This is a genomic window from Streptomyces sp. NPDC048659, from assembly GCF_040650575.1.
GTDB lineage: Bacteria > Actinomycetota > Actinomycetes > Streptomycetales > Streptomycetaceae > Streptomyces.
In genome coordinates this window covers 93,693-107,198 of the sequence record NZ_JBEZHM010000002.1, presented here as the reverse complement: position 1 = coordinate 107,198, position 13,506 = coordinate 93,693, and the positions used below count along the sequence as shown (strand labels likewise).

Below are 13,506 nucleotides of genomic sequence, written 5' to 3'. Positions count from 1 at the left end.
CTCCGATCAACCGTCCGTTCCCCCGCCAACCCCGTCGGCCGCCGTCCGATTCCCGGCGCCGACGCGGTCGATGCGGGTGTCGATGTGGGTGAGGACCGTGCCCGCGCCGTCCTCCGCGGCGAGGGCCTGGGACAGGGTCCGCGCGCGGGTGCGGAGGGACGGGTCGGTGGTGGCCGTGGCGAGGGCGGCGGCGAGGGTGTCGGCGGTCAGGTCCGCGAAGGGCAACGGGCGGGTGGCTACGCCGAGTTCGTGGAGGCGGCCGGCCCAGAAGGGCTGGTCGGCCATGACGGGGACGGGGACGGCGGGCACCCCGGCCCGCAGGGCGGCGCCCGTGGTCCCGGCGCCCGCGTGGTGGACGACGGCGGCGGTGCGCGGGAAGAGCCAGTCGTGCGGGACGTCGCCGATGGGGAGGAGGTCGGGGCCGGCGGCGGTGAGCTCCGCCCAGCCCGCCTGGACCACGGCGCGGACACCCGCCTTCCGGACGGCCTCCGTGACGAGCGCGCCGAGGCGGTCGCCGGTGCCGGGGGCCATGCTGCCGAAGCCGAGGAAGACGGGGGGCGGGCCCGCCGCGAGGAAGTCCACGAGTTCGGGGGGCGGTTGCCAGCCGTCGGGGCGGGCGGGCCACCAGTAGCCGCAGACGCCGACGTGGTCGGGCCAGTCGTCGGGGCGGGGCAGGACGTGGGGGCTGTAGCCGTGGAAGACGGGGCCTTCCCCGGGGCGCGGGCCCTGGCCCGTTGGCGTGCCCGGCTGTGGGCCCGGCTCCGGCTCCGGCTCCGGCTCCGGCTCCGGCTCCGGCGGGAGGTCCAGCGTCGCGCGCAGCCTCGCCTCCGCGCCCGCGAACGCGCCCCCCGCGCGGCGCACCACGTCCTGACCGGCGGCGAGGTTGCCCGCCGAGGTGTCGCGGGCGGTGGGCAGCGCGAAGCTGGCGGTGGCGAAGGACGGGGTGAGGTACGTGCCGACGACCGGGACGCCGTACGCCTCGCCCGCCGCCCGCGCGAGGGGCGCCGGGCCGAAGGCGGTGAGCAGGAGGTCGGTGCCGGACGCGGCCGCCGCCGCCACGCCGTCGGCGACCCCGTCCGCGTACGCCCTGGTCAGGGCCTGGACCTCGGCGCGGGAGGCGGCGCGGGCCCAGTCCTCGATGAGCTGCCGGGGGTCGCCGGGGACGGGGCGGAAGCCGAGGCCGCAGCCCTCGACGAGGGGCCGGAAGCACGCGTGCGCGGCGAGGGCGACCTCGTGGCCGGCGTCCTGGAGGCGGCGGCCGAGGCCGGTGAAGGGGGCGACGTCGCCCCGTGAACCGGCGGTGATGATCAGGATGCGCATGGCGGCGATTCTCCCGGGCGGGCCGCCGCGCGCGACCCTGTCCGGGCGGTCCGTGCCCGGGTCGGTCCATGGCGGGCCGGGCGGGCCGGGTCAGTCCGAGGCGGTCCGGGCGGGCCGGGCAGTCCGGGTCAGTCCGGGCGGGCCGTGCCCGGGTCAGGACAGCCGGGTGTCCGCGTACACGTGCATCGCGTCCCGCTGGTACTCCGCGAGGCCGGCCGCGATCTTCTCGAAGTTCTCGCGGAAGCGCGGGTCCTCGACGTACATCGTGGCGAGGCCCTTGTACGCCTCGGCGTTCGGCGTCCAGAAGCGGCTGACGTTGCGGTGGTGGGCGCCGACCTCGGCCTGGACGGCCGGGTCGTCGACGGGGGTGCCGGCGGCCATGAACTCGGCGAAGCGGATCATCTGCGCCGTGACCTCGCGCTGCCAGTGCTCCATGTCGGCGGGGGTGACGCCCTCCGTCGCGCGCCGGGACTCCTCGTACGCGGCGGGCCAGCGGCGCTCGGCCTCGGCTTCGAGCTCGGGGTCGGGCTCGAAGCCCTCGAAGAGGTTCTCGGGGCGGTTGATCTTCGGCATGGGGTGTTCCTCCAGTTCGGTGATGGTGCGGGCGACGGTGCGGGCGAGGGTGCCGAGCCGGTCGTGCTCCGCGAGCAGCCGTTCGTGGTGCTCGCGGAGGACGGCGACCCGGTCGGCGTCGCTGTCCAGGACGGCGCGGATCTCCTTGAGGCCGAGACCGAGCTCGCGCATGAGCAGGATCTGCTGGAGGCGCAGCAGCTCGTCCTGCTCGTAGTGGCGGTGCCCGTTGGAGGCGGTCCAGGCCGGTGGCAGGAGTCCGATCTCGTCGTAGTGGCGCAGGGTCCGGGAGGTCACCCCGGACATGCGGGCCACGTCCGCGATCGACCAGGCCATGGCGTGTCCTTCCGTCGACGGGCCGGTCCGTCCGGCCCCCACACCACGACCGTAGGAGTTGACGCGGCGGCAAGCGCAAGCCCCGATCGCCCCCGATCGTTCCGGGCAGGGATCGTCGGGTCCTGGCAGGGTGGCCCTTCCTACGGTGGATCCATCAGGCCATCAGGCCATCGGAAGGAAGGAACCGCGCCCGTGCTCGACCGGCTGAACCAGGCCCTCGACCACATCGAGTCCCGTCTCGACGGCGAGCTCGACGTGGCGGAGCTCGCCCGGATCGCGATGACGTCGGAGTACCACTTCCGGCGCCTGTTCTCGGCGCTCGCCGGGATGCCGCTGTCCGTGTACGTGCGGCGGCGCCGGATGACGCTGGCCGGGGCCGAGGTGCTGGCCGGGGAGCACACGCTGCTCGACGTGGCGGTGCGCTACGGCTACGGCTCGGGCGAGGCGTTCGCGCGGGCGTTCCGGTCGGTGCACGGCATCGGGCCGGGCGAGGCGCGGCGCACGGGTGCGGCGCTGACGGCGCAGCCGCGGATGTCCTTCCGGGTCGTCATCGAAGGGAGCAGCACCATGCGCTATCGGATCGTCGAGAGGGAAGCCTTCCGGTTCATCGGCCGGAAGGCCCGGATCCCGCTCGTCCACGAGGGGGTCAACCCGGCCGGGGCGGCGCTCGTCGCGAGCCTGGAGCCGGGGGAGATCGCCCGGATGAAGGAGCTGGCGGACGGGGAGCCCGCGGGTGTCCTGTCGGCGGCGGTGCACCTGTCGGAGAGCCGGGAGGAGGGCACCGAGCTGGACTACTGGATCGGCGTGGTGACCCCGCCCGGCACGCCCGCCGGGGAGCTGGACGCCTTGGAGGTCCCGGCCGGGACCTGGGCGGTCTTCGACGACCGGGGCCCGTACCCGGCCGCCCTCCAGGAGCTGTGGCGGGACGTCTTCACCCAGTGGTTCCCGTCCGGCCCGTACACGAGCCGCCCGGGCCCGGAGCTGCTGCGGACGGTGCCGGTGGAGATCGGCGCGGAGACGGACTCGCAGCTGTGGATCCCGGTGGAGCGGAGCGGGGCGTGAATTGCCACTCGCTTTGCTAATCTCGGTTCCATGGAGTCTCAGGCGGAGTACGGGCCCGACGAGGGCCCCGCTCAGAAGGTCAGCGTTTCCATGCCGGCCGGCCGCATCGCGGCGGTCAAGGCGCGGGTGGGCGCGCGCGGGTTCTCGGCGTACGTGAGTGCGGCGGTGGAGCGGCAGATACAGCGGGATCTGCTGGAAGAATCGCTCCGCGCCAAGGAGGCCGAGATCGGCCCTCCCACCCAGGAAATCCAGGACTGGGCCGCTGCGATCTTCCGTGAGGCCGAGGAGCAGGCCGCCCGGACGGACGCCGAGGAGGTGGAGAAGTGGCACGAACGCGAAGCCAGTTAGCCCACGGCATCCTCCTGCTCGACTCCCAAGGGCTGAGCAAGTACATCGCGAACGACCCCAAGGTGGTCGGCCTTGTTCGGGCCGCCCAGTCCAGGGACACGCTGGTCGCCCTCAGCAATCTGACCCTGCTGGAGGCATGGAATCCCCGGGCGCGCCTGGACCGGTTCCGATGGGAAGTCTCCCGACTGGAGGTCGTTCCCGTCACGGACGAGATCTCATGGCGCGCCCTCGGCCTCCTGCGCGACGCGGGACTGCACGGGCACAAGTACGCGATCGACTCCGTGGTGGCGGCCACCGCCCTTGGCCACCCCAGCCCCAGAATCGTCGTGACGTCCGACGTCGACGACATGGTCAAGCTCTGCGGGAAGCAGGTCACGGCCGTCGCGGTCTGAACACCGGCACCCGTACCTCGCCCTCCGGGCGGAAGGCAACCTCCAGGGACATGCCGATGCGGAGGGCCTCCTCGGGGCAGTCGACGATCTCGGTCATCATGCGGGGGCCCTCCGCCAGGTCCACCACCGCCGCCGTGTACGGGACGCGCTCGCCGAAGGGCGGGAGGTCGTTGCGGTGGACGACGGACCAGGTGTAGAGCGTGGCGCGGCCGGAGGCGGGGCGCCATTCGACGGACTCGCTCCAGCAGTGCGGGCAGAACTCGCGCGGGTAGTGGTGCGGCCGGTCGCAGGCGGTGCAGTGGCGGAGCAGGAGGCGGCCTTCGGCGGCGGCGTCCCAGTAGGGGCGGGTGGCGGCGTCGATGTCGGGGGTGGCCGTCATCAGAAGAGTCCGATCGCGTGGTCGAGGGACCAGGTCTGCCAGGACATCGCGAAGAGGGCGACCAGCGAGATCAGCGCCATCATCGCGTTCTGCCCCTGCTCGGCCCAGTCGTGGATCATCAGGGTGAGGTAGAGGAGGTTGAGGAGCAGGCCCCCGACGAGGGCGACCGGGGTGAGGAAGCCGCTGATCAGGCCGAGGCCGAGGGCGAGTTCGGCGTAGACGACGACGTACGCCATGAGCTTCGGGCGCGGCGCGACGACCGCCTCGAAGCCCTTCTTCACCTGCGGCCACTTGTGCTTCCCGGCCACGTCCGCCGCCCACGCGATGCCGGTGCCGCGCTCGAACCAGCCCTTCTTGTCCTTGTGCCGCCAGCTCTCCAGCCACCACAGGCCGAGGCCGATACGGAGGACGGCGAGCCATTCGGCGCCGGTGAGCCAGATCGTCTGCGTCTGCGTCTGCATCTGTATGTGGTCCGTCCGTCCGTCCACCCCGGAATGAATCTGACGTGTCGTCAGTTCGCCCGTCAGTTCAGCGGATCGGGCGGAGGTCCGCAAGACCCCGCGCGCGTGACCGATTCGCAACCGAACCCCCTCTTGACCGAGACCCACGGCGTGTTCACGTCATTACGCTCGGCGTTCATGACCACCCCCCAGACCCACCCCGTCTACGTCATCGGCGGCGGCCCCGGCGGCCTCGCCGTCGCCGCGGCCCTGCGCGCGCGTGGTGTGCGGGCCGTCGTCCTGGAGAAGACGGACGCCGTGGGCGCCTCCTGGCGCCGCCACTACGCCCGGCTGCGGCTGCACACCACCCGCCGCCTCTCCGGGCTGCCCGGGCTGCGGATGCCCCGCTCCTTCGGGCGCTGGCCGGCCCGCGCGGACGTGGTGCGGTACCTGGAGAAGTACGCCGAGTTCCACGACCTGGAGATCGTCACCGGGGTCGAGGTGGACCGGATCGAGCCGGCCGGGGCGGACGCCTCGGCGGGCGAGGGCTGGGTCCTGCACGCCACCGGCGGGCGGCGGCTCACCGGCTCCGCCGTCGTCGTCGCCACCGGCTACAACCACACGCCCCGCATCCCCCGCTGGCCCGGCCTCGACACCTACCTGCGGGACCGGGACCTCGCGCACGCGAGCGCCTACCGCGAGCCCGGTCCGTACAAGGGCAGGGACGTGCTCGTCGTCGGCGTCGGCAACACCGGGGCCGAGATCGCGGCGGACCTCGCCGAGGGCGGCGCCGCCCGGGTGCGGCTCGCCGTGCGCACCGCCCCGTACATCCTCCGGCGCGCCACGGCGGGCTGGCCGAGCCAGCGCACCGGCATCCTGGTGCGGCGGCTGCCGGTGCGGCTGGTGGACCGGATCACCACGCTGCTCGGGCCGCTGCTGACCCCCGACCTCTCCGCGTACGGGATGCCCCGCCCCGCCGGCGGGCTCTACTCGCGGGTGCGGCAGGGCGCGATCCCGGTGCAGGACGTCGGCCTGGTCGCCGCGGTGAGGTCCGGGGCGGTGGAGCCGGTCGCCGCCGTGGAGTCCTTCGACGGGGACGCGGTGGTGCTCGCCGACGGCTCGCGGATCACCCCGGACGCCGTCATCGCCGCCACCGGCTACGAGCGGGCCCTGGAGCCGCTGCTCGGGCACCTGGACGTGCTCGACGGGCGCGGGCGGCCGGTGACGCGCGGGGCGCGCTGCCCGGCCGGGGCGCCGGGGCTGTACTTCCAGGGCTTCACCAATCCGATCAGCGGGATGTTCCGCGAGATGGCGCTGGACGCCGAGCGGATCGCCCGGCGGATCGCGCGGGCGGGCGGGAGCGCCGGGCTCGTCGAGTGAGCGGGCCGGGGCGGGCCCGCGCCGTGCTGTGACCGGAGCCCGTCCGGGCACAGTTCGCTGCACGGCCATTCCTGACTCACCGTCAGTTCTGTAATCTGACTATGCGTCAGGGATGGGATGACGGACGGATGTACGGACGGACGGGCGGAGCTACCACGATGCTTGGATCGACTCACGGCACCTTCACCACGGACCTCCGCGCTCGCGTCGTCGCCTGCGGCGAGGAACCCGCCCGGACCGCCGTCCACGGCGTCACCGCCGTCGAGGGCGACACGGACGTCAGCGGGCGCCCCCTGCACGCGCCGGTCCCCGAACTCGACCGGTTCTTCCGGCCCGAGGTGGTGGCCGTCGTCGGCGCCTCGGACACCGAGGGGCGGCCCAACACCGGGATCACCCGCCAGCTCATCGACTGGGCCGGGCGGGTCGGCGCCCGCGTGGTGCCCGTCCATCCGACCCGTACCAGCGTCTTCGGCATCGACTGCGTCGCCTCCGTCACCGAGCTCGGCGCGCTCGGCGTGGGGGTCGACCTCGCCGTGCTGCTGGTCGCCGACCCGCTGCCGGTCATCGAGCAACTGGCCGAGGCCAAGGTGCGGTTCGCCGTCGCCTTCGCGTCCGGCTTCGCGGAGACCGGGGAGGCGGGCGCCGCCGCGCAGGAGCGGCTCGCCGCCGCCGTGGGCCGCTCGGGGCTGCGGCTGCTCGGCCCCAACACCAACCTCAACGCCTTCGAGCGCTTCCGCGAGGACCTGGAAGGCCCCGCCATCGCGCTCATCACCCAGTCGGGGCACCAGGGCCGGCCCGTCTTCACCATGCAGGAGCTGGGCGTCCGGCTCTCGCACTGGGCGCCCACCGGCAACGAGGCCGACCTGGAGACCGCCGACTTCCTCTCGTACTTCGCGCACCGCCCCGAGGTCGGCGCGATCGCCTGCTACGTGGAGGGGCTCAAGGACGGACGCTCCTTCCTGCTCGCCGCCGACCAGGCCGCCCGGCGCGGGGTGCCGGTCGTCGCCGTCAAGGTCGGCCGCACCGAGGCGGGGGCCCGGATGGCCGCCTCGCACACCGGCAAGCTGACCGGGGCGGACCAGGTCGTGGACGCGGCCATGCGGCAGTTCGGGGTGATCCGGGTCGACGGGCTCGACCAGCTCCAGGACACCGCCGCGCTGCTCGCCCGCGCCCGCAGGCCGCTCGCGGACGGGGTCGTCGTCTACTCCATCTCCGGCGGCACCGGCGCCCACTTCTCCGACCTCGCCACGGCGGCGGGGCTCTCCCTGCCGACCCTCTCCGAGGAGAAGCAGGACGAGCTGCACCAGTGGATCCCGCCGTACCTGAGCGTGGCCAACCCCGTCGACAACGGCGGGCACCCGGTGGGCGACTGGCGCGGCCGGAAGATCATCGACGCGATCCTCGCCGACCCCGAGGTCGGCGTCCTGATCTGTCCGATCACCGGCCCCTTCCCGCCCATGAGCGACAAGCTGGCGCAGGACCTGGTGGACGCGGCCGAGGCGAGCGACAAGCTGGTCTGCGTGGTGTGGGGCTCGCCCGTCGGCACCGAGGACGCCTACCGGACCACGCTCCTCGGCTCCTCCCGGGTCGCCACCTTCCGCACCTTCGGCAACTGCATCGGCGCCGTCAAGGCGTACCTCGACCACCACCGCTTCACCACCGGCTACCGCTCCCCCTTCGACGAGGCCCCGCGCACCCCGTCGCCGTCCTTCCGCAAGGCCCAGGCCCTGATGCGGCCCGGCCACCGGCTGAGCGAGCACGCGGCGAAGCAGCTGCTGCGGGCGTACGGGATCCGGGTGCCGCGCGAGCAGCTGGTGACCAGCGCGGCGGCGGCCGTGCGGGCGGCGGGGCTGGTCGGCTACCCGGTCGTCATGAAGGCGTCGGGCGCGCAGCTCGCCCACAAGACGGAGCTGGGCCTGGTGAAGGTCGGGCTGACCTCCGCGAGCCAGATCCGCGACACGTACCGCGAACTCACCGACATCGCCCGCTTCGAGGGCATCGACCTGGACGGCATCCTGGTCTGCCAGATGGTGCCGCGCGGGGTCGAGATGGTGGTGGGCGTGACCCGGGACCCGCTCTTCGGGCCGACCGTCACCGTCGGGCTCGGCGGCGTCCTGGTGGAGGTCCTCAACGACGCGGCGGTGCGGGTGCCGCCCTTCGGCGAGCGCGAGGCCCGGGACATGCTGGACGAACTGCGCGGCCGGGCCCTCCTGGACGGCGTACGGGGAGCCCCGGCGGCCGACGTGGACGCGCTGGTGGAGGTGGTGCTGCGGGTGCAGCGGATGGCCCTCGAACTGGACGGCGAACTCGCCGAGCTGGACATCAACCCGCTGATGGTGCTGCCGAGGGGCCAGGGCGCGGTCGCCCTGGACGCGCTCGCGGTGTGCCGGTAGGCGGCAGGCCCGAAGGGGAACCCATGTCGCAGGACGTCCTGCACGCCGTGGCGAACGGCGTCGCGTGGATCACGCTCAACCGGCCCGAGGCGATGAACGCGGTCACCTGGGACCAGCGGGAGCGGATCATCGCGCTCCTCGCCGACGCCTCCGCCGACCCGGCGGTCCGGGCGGTGGTGATCACGGCCACCGGGCGCGGCTTCTGCGCGGGCGCGGACCTGCGCGGCGGCCCCGCCGCCCCGGCGGGCGAGCGGGTGCAGGGGGACGTGGCCCGGATGATCCGGCGGGGTGCCCAGCGGTTCATCACGGCGGTCATGGACTGCGAGAAGCCGGTGATCGCGGCGGTGAACGGCACGGCGGCGGGGATCGGCGCGCACCTGGCCTTCGCCTGCGACCTGGTGCTGGCGGCGGACTCCGCGAAGTTCGTGGAGGTGTTCGCCCGGCGCGGGATCGTGCCGGACGGCGGCGGGGCGTATCTGCTGACGCGGCTGATCGGCCCGCAGCGGGCGAAGGAGCTGATGTTCTTCGGCGACGCGGTCCCGGCGGAACAGGCCCGGGAGCTGGGCCTGGTGAACCGGGTGGTGCCGGCCGACGAGCTGGAGAAGACGGCCCTCGAGTGGGCCGAGCGGCTGGCCCAGGGCCCGACCCGGGCGCTGGCGCTGACCAAGCGGCTGGTGAACGCGTCCCTGGACGGCGACCGGGCCGCCGCCTTCGCGGCGGAGGCGGACGCCCAGGAGCTGTGCATGACGACGCGGGACGCGCAGGAGGGGGTGGCGGCGTTCGTGGAGCGGCGCACCCCGGCGTACGAGGGGCGCTGAGTCCGGCGTACGCAGGGCGCCGCGTCCGGGGCACGAGGGGCGCCGAGTCGGAGCCGGGCGGCCGTGGGGCTTCTCATCTGACGGCTCGTCAGCTTCACTGTTCTGCATGATGGGACACGCTGGGATGGCGGCCACCGCCGTCCGATACCTCAGGTCGGCCGGTGCGCCCACGGCCGTGGAACCCCTGCCCCGGCCCGCACTGCGCGCCGTGCGGGACGACGAGCGGCTGCCGGTGGATCCCGCCGAGTTCCGGCGCGTGCTCGGGCACTTCGCGAGCGGGGTCACGATCGTGACGGCCCTGGACACCGAGGGACCGGCGGGCTTCGCCTGCCAGTCCTTCGCCTCGCTGTCGCTGGACCCGCCGCTGATCGCCTTCATGGTCGCCCGCACCTCGACGACCTGGCCCCGGATCGCCCGCGCCGGGAGCTTCTGCGTCAACATCCTGGGGGCCGACCAGGGCGGGCTGTGCCGGGCCTTCGCGGTGAGCGGCGCGGACAAGTTCGCGGGCGTGGACTGGGTGCCCGCGCCGACCACCGGCTCCCCCCGGCTGCCGGCCGCCCCGGCGTGGCTGGACTGCGCGATCGCCGCCGTCCACACGGGCGGCGACCACCTCATCGTGGTGGGGCGCGTGGACGCCCTGGGCGCCACAGACGACACGGACGACACGGACGGTACGGCGGGCCCGCTGCTGTTCCACCGGGGGCGGTTCGGGCGGTTCGCCGACTAGGGGGCGACCGGGCCCGGCGCGGCGGGCGTCCGGCTGCCGCGGATCACCAGGGCCATCAGGGCCGCCGCCGCGCACAGGGCGCCGGAGGCGTACCAGACGGGGTCGTACGAGCCGAAGACATCGCGGGCCAGGCCGCCCGCGAAGGCGACGGCGGCGGCGCCGACCTGGTGGGAGGCGAGGACCCAGCCGAAGACGATGGCGCTGTCCTCGCCGTAGTGCTCCCGGCACAGCGCGATCGTCGGCGGGACCGTGGCGACCCAGTCCAGGCCGTAGAAGACGATGAAGAACAGCATCGGCGGGTGCACGGCGGGCGCCAGCAGCATCGGGAGGAAGAGCAGCGAGATCCCGCGCAGCGCGTAATAGACGGCCAGCAGCCGGCGGGCCTCGAAGCGGTCGGTGAACCAGCCGGAGGCGATCGTACCGACGACGTCGAACACGCCGATCACCGCGAGCAGTCCGGCCGCCGCCGTCACCGGCATCCCGTGGTCGTGCGCGGCGGGCACGAAGTGGGTCTTCACCAGGCCGTTCGTCGAGGCGCCGCAGATCGCGAAGGTGCCCGCGAGGAGCCAGAAGGGGCCGGTGCGGGCCGCCTTGAAGAGGACGGTGACCGCGCGCCGGGCCGCGCCGGTGACCGGGGCGGGCTTCGGCGCGTACTCCCCGCCGTACGGGGCCAGGCCCACGTCCGCCGGGTGGTCGCGGAGCAGCAGCCAGACGAACGGGACGACGGCGAGCGCGGCCAGCGCGACCGTGACGGCGGCGGGGCGCCAGCCGTGGTGCTCGACCAGCCAGGAGAGCAGCGGCAGGAAGATCAGCTGGCCGGAGGCGCCGGCGGCGGTCAGGATGCCCGTCACCAGGCCGCGCCTGGCCACGAACCAGCGGTTGGTGACGGTCGCCGCGAAGGCCAGGGCCATCGAGCCGCTGCCGAGGCCGACCAGGACGCCCCAGAACAGGATCAGCTGCCAGGCCGCCGTCATCCATACGGTGAGCAGCGAGCCGGCCGCGATGACCGTGAGGGCCAGCGCGACGACCCGGCGGATGCCGAAACGGTCCATCAGCGCCGCCGCGAACGGCGCCGTCAGGCCGTAGAGCGCGAGGTTCACCGAGACCGCGAAGCCGATCGTGCCGCGCGACCACGCGAACTCGCCGTGCAGCGGCTCGATCAGCAGGCCCGGCAGCGAGGCGAAGGCCGCCGCCCCGATGATCGTGACGAAGGTGACGGCCGCGACGAACCAGGCGCGGTGGACGCGGGGCGTGGAGGGACGGCGGGCGGGGGACTCTGCGGCCGCGGCCGACTCGGTTGTCTGGGTCACGTCAGACAGGATCCGGCCACCCGAGGGGCCTCCGCCATTGGCCCGCGAGCCGCCTTTCCAACGGATCGGGCCACCGACACGGCCGGACCGCCCCTCCCGCGCCCCGGCGCTGCTCCAGAGACCGCGCGACAAAGGCCGAAACAACTAGTGCTCACACAAAGACCGGTTGGACACTGCCAGGCACGGCGACTCCCCACCGATCGTCATGCTCCGGATGTGCACAGTGCACTGCCTCCGGGGCATCGCCCAGGACACAGGCTCAGGCAGGCAGGAAGAGACCGATGATCTACCAGCCACCGACGGCGCTTCCGCGAGACCTCCTCGGCGACGAGGACGTCCGGCGCGCGCTGCGCTCTCACGACTTCGGCGCGGTGTTCCGTGTCGCACGCGAGAAAGCCGGCATCAGCTACTCGAAGATCGCGACCGAGTGCGACATCAAGCCCGACCGGGTCGGGACCCTCGCGCGCGGGTCCGGTCGGATCACGTCCTTCGAGAAGATCGTGCGGATCACGGACGCCTTACGCGTCCCCGGCCACATGGTCGGTCTCGCTCCCCGCCCGTGGGAGGCAGACGTCGCTCCCTCAGCACCGTCGAGTTCGAACGGGCCGCCGCAGTTGCATCGTCGCACCGTCCTCCAGGTGGCCACGGCCACCGGCCTGGCCGCGGCCCTTCCCGCACTCCACCGGGAGCCTCCCCCGAACCGGATCACCGACGCCTACGTCGACCGGCTCCGGGAGCGCACGGCCCGCCTCCGCAAGCTGGACGACTTCCTCGGCGGCGGCGACACCTACCGCGTCTACCTCGGAGAGGTGCAGCGGACGAGAGCCCTCCTGAGCACCGGCTCCTTCTCCGACGGCTCCCGGCGCAAGCTGACCTCACTCCTCGCCGAACAGGCACAGCAGGCCGGATGGGCGGCCTTCGACGGCGGGCACGGCCGGGACGCCGCATCCCTGTACCAGGAGAGCCGGGCATTCGCCCGCGAGGCCGGGGACGGCGACCTGTACGGCAACTCCCTCGCGTTCCTGGCGTACGGGACCCTCGCCCGCGACCGGCGTACGGCGGTCTCCTTCGCGGAGGAGTCCTGCGCCACCATCACCGACAGCACCCCGGCGACCGTCCGCGCGCTGCTGTACGAGCGGCTGGCCTGGGCCTGCGCCGTCGACAAGCAGCCCGTCCATACGGACCGCGCGCTCCGAGCCGCACGGCAGGCCCTCGCGGAGGCGCCGGACGGCGAGCCTCAGCCGCACTGGTCGGCGTGGGTCGACGACACCGAGCTGGACATCATGACGGGCCGCTGCTGGACGGAGCTGGAACGCCCCCTCCGCTCCGTACCGATGCTCTCCTCCGCGCTCAGCCGGTTTCCGGACGAGCACGCACGGGACAAGGCCCTGTATCTGTCCTGGCTCGCGGAGGCTTACCTCACGGCCGGCGAGGTCGAGCAGGGCGCCTTGACCGCGAGCCGCGCGCTCGAACTCGCCACGGGCGTGGCCTCGATCCGGCCCCGGCAACGCATCGGAGTCGTGCTCGACCGGCTCCGCCCGTACGGCGAGGTCGCAGAGGTCCAAGAAGCCCTGGAGCTCGCGGGACCCTATGCCCGTGTCCCACGCGGCGAGGCGGACGAGTCGCGGATCCACGCCTTGCACCGCTCGGCCCCGAGCACGATCGGAACGGCGCACACCTCGGGGTTGTCCCACGGGTGATGCTCCAGGAGATACGCCTCCAGCTCGGGGTACCGCTCAGTCGTGGTCTTGAACAGCAGCTGCCACTCCTCGCCCGTGCCGTACTCCCCTAGGTGCCAGAACACCGAGGTGACCGGACCGATGACCTGGGCGCCGGCCGCGAGACGCTGCTCAACGGCCGGGCCCGCAAGGGCGATGGCCTGCTCTTTCGTCTCCGTGGCCGTCGAGACCTGTACGTATTCGCTCATGGCCGGAGCCTAGCCACGGACCCCGACGCTCCGCTGGCTCACTCCCCCGCGACTCCCCCGGGGCGCACGGCCTGAGGCGCGCACGCCCCCCCACGGCAGGGATC

At 73.7% G+C, this 13,506-nt stretch carries 14 protein-coding genes; 8 read left to right on the top strand and 6 right to left on the bottom strand.

All coding sequences use genetic code 11. The features are described 5' to 3' along the window. Positions 1-6: 6 nt before the first annotated feature. Together AB0C99_RS02080 and AB0C99_RS02075 are read right to left on the bottom strand one after the other, a co-directional pair. Positions 7-1,320 (bottom strand): glycosyltransferase, encoded by a 1,314-nt coding sequence (locus AB0C99_RS02080; protein ID WP_362468277.1) that lies wholly within the window; start codon positions 1,318-1,320, stop codon positions 7-9. A 153-nt stretch (positions 1,321-1,473) separates the two neighbouring features. Beyond that, positions 1,474-2,226, bottom strand: a complete 753-nt coding sequence (locus AB0C99_RS02075) for a MerR family transcriptional regulator (RefSeq protein ID WP_362468275.1) — start codon at positions 2,224-2,226, stop codon at positions 1,474-1,476. Positions 2,227-2,418: 192 nt separating this feature from the next. On the opposite strand from AB0C99_RS02075, the gene AB0C99_RS02070 reads away from it, so the two are divergent. The 3 genes from AB0C99_RS02070 to AB0C99_RS02060 are packed head-to-tail and all read left to right on the top strand — an operon-like array spanning position 2,419 to position 4,028. After that, the gene (locus AB0C99_RS02070; RefSeq protein WP_362468273.1) at positions 2,419-3,288 is read left to right on the top strand and encodes an AraC family transcriptional regulator; all 870 of its coding nucleotides are present in this window, start codon (positions 2,419-2,421) and stop codon (positions 3,286-3,288) included. Positions 3,289-3,318: 30 nt separating this feature from the next. Beyond that, positions 3,319-3,636 (top strand): hypothetical protein, encoded by a 318-nt coding sequence (locus AB0C99_RS02065; RefSeq protein WP_362468272.1) that lies wholly within the window; start codon positions 3,319-3,321, stop codon positions 3,634-3,636. Then, on the top strand, positions 3,612-4,028 hold the full coding sequence (locus AB0C99_RS02060) for a DNA-binding protein (RefSeq protein WP_362468270.1): 417 nt from the start codon (positions 3,612-3,614) through the stop codon (positions 4,026-4,028). Before AB0C99_RS02065 ends, AB0C99_RS02060 begins: the two co-directional genes overlap by 25 nt. Here the strand turns inward: AB0C99_RS02060 and AB0C99_RS02055 are convergent. Together AB0C99_RS02055 and AB0C99_RS02050 are read right to left on the bottom strand one after the other, a co-directional pair. Then, positions 4,009-4,407 (bottom strand): Zn-ribbon domain-containing OB-fold protein, encoded by a 399-nt coding sequence (locus AB0C99_RS02055; RefSeq protein ID WP_362468268.1) that lies wholly within the window; start codon positions 4,405-4,407, stop codon positions 4,009-4,011. The two genes, AB0C99_RS02060 and AB0C99_RS02055, sit on opposite strands and share 20 nt — an antisense overlap. Beyond that, positions 4,407-4,868 (bottom strand): DoxX family membrane protein, encoded by a 462-nt coding sequence (locus tag AB0C99_RS02050; RefSeq protein WP_362468266.1) that lies wholly within the window; start codon positions 4,866-4,868, stop codon positions 4,407-4,409. The genes AB0C99_RS02055 and AB0C99_RS02050 overlap by 1 nt, the downstream gene beginning before the upstream one ends. 177 nt (positions 4,869-5,045) lie before the next feature. On the opposite strand from AB0C99_RS02050, the gene AB0C99_RS02045 reads away from it, so the two are divergent. The 4 genes from AB0C99_RS02045 to AB0C99_RS02030 all read left to right on the top strand — a co-directional run bounded on the left by AB0C99_RS02045 (position 5,046) and on the right by AB0C99_RS02030 (position 10,165). Then, a complete protein-coding gene (locus tag AB0C99_RS02045; protein WP_362468265.1) occupies positions 5,046-6,227 on the top strand; it encodes an NAD(P)/FAD-dependent oxidoreductase in 1,182 nt (393 codons plus the stop codon). 158 nt (positions 6,228-6,385) lie between these two features. Beyond that, positions 6,386-8,620, top strand: a complete 2,235-nt coding sequence (locus AB0C99_RS02040; protein ID WP_362468263.1) for an acetate--CoA ligase family protein — start codon at positions 6,386-6,388, stop codon at positions 8,618-8,620. Between the two features lie 23 nt (positions 8,621-8,643). Beyond that, positions 8,644-9,438, top strand: coding sequence for an enoyl-CoA hydratase-related protein (locus AB0C99_RS02035; RefSeq protein ID WP_362468261.1), 795 nt, complete (start codon positions 8,644-8,646; stop codon positions 9,436-9,438). Positions 9,439-9,544: 106 nt separating this feature from the next. Next, on the top strand, positions 9,545-10,165 hold the full coding sequence (locus AB0C99_RS02030; RefSeq protein ID WP_362468259.1) for a flavin reductase family protein: 621 nt from the start codon (positions 9,545-9,547) through the stop codon (positions 10,163-10,165). On the opposite strand, the gene AB0C99_RS02025 is transcribed toward AB0C99_RS02030, so the two are convergent. Then, entirely contained in the window at positions 10,162-11,475 is a 1,314-nt protein-coding gene (locus AB0C99_RS02025; RefSeq protein ID WP_362468257.1) for an MFS transporter, read from the bottom strand. The two genes, AB0C99_RS02030 and AB0C99_RS02025, sit on opposite strands and share 4 nt — an antisense overlap. Positions 11,476-11,756: 281 nt before the next feature. Between AB0C99_RS02025 and AB0C99_RS02020 the strand changes: the two genes are divergently transcribed. Beyond that, a complete protein-coding gene (locus tag AB0C99_RS02020) occupies positions 11,757-13,175 on the top strand; it encodes a helix-turn-helix transcriptional regulator (protein WP_362468255.1) in 1,419 nt (472 codons plus the stop codon). Here the strand turns inward: AB0C99_RS02020 and cutA are convergent. Beyond that, a complete protein-coding gene (gene cutA / locus AB0C99_RS02015; RefSeq protein ID WP_362468253.1) occupies positions 13,064-13,402 on the bottom strand; it encodes a divalent-cation tolerance protein CutA in 339 nt (112 codons plus the stop codon). The two genes, AB0C99_RS02020 and cutA, sit on opposite strands and share 112 nt — an antisense overlap. Between the last annotated feature and the right edge of the window lie 104 nt (positions 13,403-13,506).

Coding starts and splice junctions, on each gene's coding strand:
- AB0C99_RS02030 (WP_362468259.1), top strand. CDS start 9,545: ATGATGGGACACGCTGGGATGGCGGCCACCGCCGTCCGATACCTCAGG.
- AB0C99_RS02040 (WP_362468263.1), top strand. CDS start 6,386: ATGCTTGGATCGACTCACGGCACCTTCACCACGGACCTCCGCGCTCGC.
- AB0C99_RS02080 (WP_362468277.1), bottom strand. CDS start 1,320: ATGCGCATCCTGATCATCACCGCCGGTTCACGGGGCGACGTCGCCCCC.
- cutA (WP_362468253.1), bottom strand. CDS start 13,402: ATGAGCGAATACGTACAGGTCTCGACGGCCACGGAGACGAAAGAGCAG.
- AB0C99_RS02035 (WP_362468261.1), top strand. CDS start 8,644: ATGTCGCAGGACGTCCTGCACGCCGTGGCGAACGGCGTCGCGTGGATC.
- AB0C99_RS02020 (WP_362468255.1), top strand. CDS start 11,757: ATGATCTACCAGCCACCGACGGCGCTTCCGCGAGACCTCCTCGGCGAC.
- AB0C99_RS02075 (WP_362468275.1), bottom strand. CDS start 2,226: ATGGCCTGGTCGATCGCGGACGTGGCCCGCATGTCCGGGGTGACCTCC.
- AB0C99_RS02045 (WP_362468265.1), top strand. CDS start 5,046: ATGACCACCCCCCAGACCCACCCCGTCTACGTCATCGGCGGCGGCCCC.
- AB0C99_RS02050 (WP_362468266.1), bottom strand. CDS start 4,868: ATGCAGACGCAGACGCAGACGATCTGGCTCACCGGCGCCGAATGGCTC.
- AB0C99_RS02065 (WP_362468272.1), top strand. CDS start 3,319: ATGGAGTCTCAGGCGGAGTACGGGCCCGACGAGGGCCCCGCTCAGAAG.
- AB0C99_RS02055 (WP_362468268.1), bottom strand. CDS start 4,407: ATGACGGCCACCCCCGACATCGACGCCGCCACCCGCCCCTACTGGGAC.